Genomic DNA, 5,739 nt, shown 5'->3' with positions numbered 1-5,739 from the left:
CCGGGGCACGGGATGTGATGACCGCATCATCCGACGTGAACCGGCCGTTCGGCGTGCGGAAGCGCCCGCACAACCGCCTTCCGCCTCCGGTCCGCTCCTCCACTCCGACACGCGGTGGTTCCGCGCTGGGAAACAGTCGTCCGCCCCGCCGGCGGTTGCTTCACTGAGTTCATGGACCTGAACACCGTGGTGGAGATCCGGGACGCCCGGCACGCCTCCCCGTGGCAGCCTGGCGACGCCTGGCTCGGCGGCGGGACCCACCTGTTCTCCGAACCGCAGCCGCACCTGCGCCGGCTGCACGACCTGAGCCGTATCGGCTGGGAGCCGCTGCGGCACCTGCCCGACGGCTCCCTGGAGATCGCGGCGACCTGCACGATCGCCCGGCTGTCCCGCTTCGGCCGGGGCCTGGACCCGGTCGCCCACCCGGCGGCACCGCTGATCGAGCAGTGCTGCCGGGCCTTCCTCGCCTCGTTCAAGATCTGGAACATGGCCACCGTCGGCGGCAACCTCTGCAACGCCCTGCCGGCCGGCCCGATGATCTCGCTCACCGCCGCGCTCGACGGGGTGTGCCTGCTGCTCGACCAGGCCGGTGGGCAACGGCGGTTGCAGGTGGCGGACTTCGTCACCGGCGCCGGGTGCAAGGACCTCGGCGAGGGCGAGTTGCTGCGCTCGGTGACGCTGCCGCCGCGTGCCCTGTCCGCGCGCACCGCCTTCCGCCAGGCGTCGCTCTACGCGCTGGGCCGCTCCGGTGTGCTGCTGGTCGGCACCGAGGACCCGGCCGGCGGCGCCTGGACACTGACCGTGACGGCCTCGACCGTACGGCCGTTCCGGCTGGCCCTTGCCGGGCCGCCGTCCGCCGATCGGCTGCGGGCCGCGCTGGACCGGGCGATCGGTGACGGCGACTGGTTCGACGACATCCACGGACTGCCCGAGTGGCGGCGGCACATGACGTATCGGCTCGCGGAGGAGATCCGCGCCGAACTGGCCGCGGGGCCCGGCGAGGGCCGAACGAAGGCCGGTGCGCGATGAGTTACCGGATCGAGGTCAACGGCCGGCCGTTCGACGCGGAGCCGCGGCCGGGCCAGTGCCTGCGCACGTACCTGCGCGAGCGGGGCTGGTTCGGTGTCAAGAAGGGCTGCGACGCGGGCGATTGCGGCGCCTGCACCGTGCACGTCGACGGCGTGCCCGTGCACAGCTGCCTCTATCCGGCGGTCCGCGCCGGGGGCCGCCGGGTCACCACCGTGGAGGGCCTGGCCGGCGCCGACGGCGAACTGCACCCCGTACAGCAGCGGTTCCTCGACGCCCAGGGCTTCCAGTGCGGCTTCTGCACCGCCGGCTTCCTGATGACCACCGCCGCCCTGGACGAGGACCAACTCGCCGATCTGCCCCAGGCGTTGACGGGCAACCTGTGCCGCGGCACCGGCTACCGGGCGATCGAGGACGCGATCCGCGGGGTGCGGCACGCCGAGACGCCCGGCGCGGGCGAGGCGGTCGGCCGCAACCTGCCCGCGCCGGCCGGCCCGCAGGTCGTCACCGGCGCCGCCCGCTACACCTTCGACCTCGACGTGCCGGGGCTGCTGCACATGAAGCTGCTGCGCTCCCCGCACGCGCACGCCCGGATCACCGCGATCGACACCTCCGCCGCGCTGCGCGTGCCGGGCGTGCACACGGTGTTCACCCACCACGACGCCCCCGAGCGGCACTTCACCACCGCGCGGCACGAGCGCCCCGAGGTGGACCCGGACGACACCCGGGTGCTCGACGACACCGTCCGGTACGCCGGCCAGCGGGTCGCGGCCGTCGTCGCGGACAGCGAGGGCGCCGCCGAGGAGGGCTGCCGCCGGATCGAGGTGGCGTACGAGGTGCTGCCCGCCGTGCTCGACCCCGAGCAGGCGATGCGGCCCGGCGCCCCGGTGGTCCACGACAAGGACGCGGTCACCGCGCGTATCGCCCGGCCGCGGGCGAACGTCGTCGGCGAGGTGCACGGCGAGGTCGGCGATGTCGCGGCCGGGTTCGCGGCGGCCGACGAGGTCTACGAGGAGACCTTCCGCACGGCCCGGGTCCAGCACGCCAGCCTGGAGACGCACGGCGCGGTCGGCTGGATCGACGACGACGGGCGGCTGACCCTGCGCACCAGCTCGCAGACCCCGTTCCTGACCCGCCGGGCGCTGTGCGCGCTGTACGACCTGCCGGCCGGGCAGGTGCGGGTGGTGACGGGACGGGTCGGCGGCGGCTTCGGCGGCAAGCAGGAGATGCTCGTCGAGGACGTGGTGGCGCTGGCGGTGCTGCGGCTGCGCCGGCCGGTGAAGCTGGAGTACACCCGGGCCGAGCAGTTCTTCGGCGCGACCACCCGGCACCCGTTCACCGTCCGGGTCAAGGCCGGCGCGCGGCGCGACGGCACCCTGACCGCGCTGGAGCTGCGGGTGGTGGCGAACACCGGCGCCTACGGCAACCACGGCCCGACCGTGCTCTTCCACGCCTGCGACGAGTCGCTGTCGATCTACCGCTGCCCGAACAAGAAGGCCGACGGCTACTGCGTCTACACCCACACCGTGCCGGCCGGCGCCTTCCGCGGCTACGGCCTCGGCCAGGTCACCTTCGCGATGGAATCCGCCCTCGACGAGCTGGCCCGCCGGCTCGGCATGGACCCGCTGGTGCTCAAGGCCCGCAACATCATCGGTCCGGGCGACCCGATGGTCACCCCCGGCAGCGCGGCAGAGGAGGACCTGCACATCGCCAGCTACGGCCTCGACCAGTGCCTCGACATCGTCCGCCGCGCACAGGCGGAGCCCCGCGCGGCACCGGTCCCCGACGGCTGGCTGGTCGGCGAGGGCACCGCCCTGGCGATGAACGCCGCCGGCCCGCCCGGCGGCCACTACGCCGACGCGCGGCTGCTGCTTCGCCCCGACGGCGGCTACGAACTCGGCGTCGGCACCGCCGAGTTCGGCAACGGCACCACCACCGTCCACCAGCAGATCGCGGCGGCCGAACTCGGCACCACCGTCGAGCACATCAGCGTCCGCCAGTCCGACACCGACGTCGTACGCCACGACACCGGCGCCTTCGCCTCCACCGGCGTCGTGGTCGCCGGAAAGGCCACGCTGCGCGCCGCGCGGGCGCTGGCCGGCGCCGTACTGGACTTCGCCGCCGCCCACCTGGGGGTGCCCCGCGCGCAGGTCAGGCTCGCCGAACAGGCGGTGCTCGCCGACGCCGCCGGGATGCGGCTCACCCTCCAGGAGGTGTACGTCGCGGCCCGGACGGCCGGCGTCGCCCTCGTCGCGGACGGGCACTTCGACGGCACACCGCGCTCGATGGCGTTCAACGCGCAGTACTTCCGGATCGCCGTCGACCCCGGCAGCGGCGAGATCCGCGTCCTGCGCAGCGTGCACGCCGCCGACGCCGGGAAGGTGATGAACCCGATGCAGTGCCGCGGCCAGGTCGAGGGCGGCGTCGCGCAGGCGCTGGGCGCGACCCTCTTCGAGAACGTCCGCGTCGACGAGCGCGGCCGGGTCGGGACCGCCTCCTTCCGCCGCTACCGGCTGCCCGCCTACGCCGATGTCCCGCGCACCGAGGTGCACTTCACGGCGACCGCCGACGCGATCGGCCCGCTGGGCGCCAAGCCGATGAGCGAGAGCCCGTTCAACCCGGTCTCCCCCGCTTTCGCCAACGCCCTGCGCGACGCGACCGGCATCCGCTTCACCGAACTGCCCTTCACCCGCGACCGCGTCTGGCAGCGCATCGACGCGGCGGCGCGGGACCCTGGCTGACCGCCGGTCAGATCTTCAGCCGGTACGGCAGCAGGCAGACGACGACATCGGTACGGGCCCGTAGCACCGTGGCCAGCAGGATGCCGCGCTGGTTCTGCAGGATCTGGTAGCGGCGGTGCCGCGGTTCCACCTCGGGGATGAGGACCGCGATCTGCCGCCCGTCCTCCGCCAGCCGATTGACGTACTCGACCACCGGCTCGACCAGCGAGCGGCGCGGGCTGTCCACGATGTCCAGGCGCACCCCGGGCTCCCACTGCGCCCACGCGTCCCGCAGCGCTCCGGCCCGCTCCGGGTCGGAGTGCACGGCGACCGCGATCACCTCGTCGCCGAGCGCCAGGGCGGCGGTGAGGGCGTACCGGGCGACCTCGCTGACCTCGCCGACGGGGACGACGACCAGCCCGGTGCCGCTGCGTCCCGGCGGCCCCGGGACCCGGCCGAGGCGGAGTTCCTCGCCGACCACGGTGTAGTAGCGCTGCACCCGGCTGAACAGCAGCATCAGCAGCGGCACCGCGACCACCACCACCCAGGCCCCTTCGAGGAACTTGGTGCTGAGAAGCACCACGCCGGCCACCGTGGTGAGCACCGCGCCCAGGCCGTTGACCACGGCCCGGCGCAGCCACTTGGCGGGCCGGTCGGTGGCCCAGTGCCGGACCAGGCCGATCTGGCTGATCGAGAAGCCGATGAACACGCCGATCGCGAAGAGCGGCAGCAGTTTGCTGGTCTCGGCGTCGACCGCGATGAGCAGCACGGCCGCGAGCGCGGCGAGCGCGAGCACGCCGTAGCGGTAGACCGGGCGTTCGGCGCGCAGCCCGAAGATGTGCGGCATCCGGTGGTCGCGGGCCAGCAGGCTCATCAGGATCGGCAGGCCGCCGAAGCTGGTGTTCGCGGCGAGCGCGAGCACGAGGGTGACCACGAGGTTGGTGGCGACGTACGGCCAGCCGGTGCCGTAGGACCCGGCGGTGAGCTGGGCGAGCACCGTCACCCCGCCGCGCGGCGCGATGTGGTCGCGGTGGATCAGCACGGACAGTCCGACCAGCATCAGGCCGAGCAGTCCGCCGAGCATCAACTCGGTGCGCTGGGCCCGCCGCACGCGCGGTGTGCGGAAGGTCGGCACGCCGTTCGCGATGGCCTCGACACCGGTCAGCGCGGAACAGCCCGCCGAGAACGCCTTGAGCAGCAGCAGGATGCCGAGCGTCTCGGTGATGTGCACCGGCTCGTGGGTGCCGACCTCCGCCGCGGGATGGCCGCGCAGCAGCCCGATCACCACGATGCCGAGGATGCCCAGCACGAACAGCACGGTGGGCAGCATCAGCACCCGGGCGCTCTCGGCGACTCCGCGCAGGTTCACCGCGGTGAGCAGCACCAGGCCGAGCAGGCACACCTCGAGCAGGTGCGAGCCGAGCGAGGGGTAGGCGGAGGCGAGCGAGGCCGCGCCCGCGGCGAGGCTGACCGCGACGGTCAGCACGTAGTCGACGACCAGGCTCGCCGCCGCCAGCAGGCTGACGTGCGGCCCGAGGTCCTTCTTCGCGACGGCGTACGCGCCGCCGCCGTCGGGGTGCACCGCGATCACCTGGCCGTAGGAGACCACCAGCACGGCGAGCAGTCCGGTGATCACCAGGGTGATCGGGAGGGTCGCGGACAGGGCCCCGGTGCCGGCCGTGACCAGCACCAGCACGATCGCCTCCGGCCCGTACGCGACCGAGCTGAGCGCGTCGAGCGACAGCGCCGCCAGCCCCTCCAGGCTGGTCAGCCGGTCCTTCTCCGCCGAGCGGTGCCCCTCCCCCGGGCGCACGGGCACCCTGGGCCGCAGGTGGCGACGGGCCAGTCCGAACGTCATGGGCACCTCGCGGTGGGCGATACGGACCTTTCGTCCGTTCAGTGTGGCCGCCGGGCCCGCCCGCGGGCCCGGGGACGCGCGGGCGGCGATCACCGGCGTGGCACCATGGCCAGGTCGGAGGCGGTACGGACACGG

The 5,739-nt window shown here is 74.0% G+C and carries 3 protein-coding genes; 2 read left to right on the top strand and 1 reads right to left on the bottom strand.

Features of this window, described 5'->3' with window-relative positions; translation table 11 throughout:
- Window positions 1-171 precede the first annotated feature (171 nt).
- Both AC13HU_RS30920 and AC13HU_RS30915 read left to right on the top strand, forming a co-directional pair.
- On the top strand, window positions 172-1,029 hold the full coding sequence (locus tag AC13HU_RS30920) for an FAD binding domain-containing protein (protein ID WP_483045282.1): 858 nt from the start codon (window positions 172-174) through the stop codon (window positions 1,027-1,029).
- Window positions 1,026-3,767 (top strand): molybdopterin-dependent oxidoreductase, encoded by a 2,742-nt coding sequence (locus tag AC13HU_RS30915; RefSeq protein ID WP_483045281.1) that lies wholly within the window; start codon window positions 1,026-1,028, stop codon window positions 3,765-3,767. The genes AC13HU_RS30920 and AC13HU_RS30915 overlap by 4 nt, the downstream gene beginning before the upstream one ends.
- 7 nt (window positions 3,768-3,774) lie before the next feature.
- Here AC13HU_RS30915 and AC13HU_RS30910 read toward each other — a convergent pair whose 3' ends face one another.
- Entirely contained in the window at window positions 3,775-5,604 is a 1,830-nt protein-coding gene (locus AC13HU_RS30910; RefSeq protein ID WP_483045280.1) for an APC family permease, read from the bottom strand.
- Window positions 5,605-5,739 lie beyond the last annotated feature (135 nt).

The sequence above is a fragment of the Streptomyces sp. NH27 genome (genome assembly GCF_056859195.1).
This window is presented reverse-complemented; position numbering and strand designations above follow the sequence as displayed.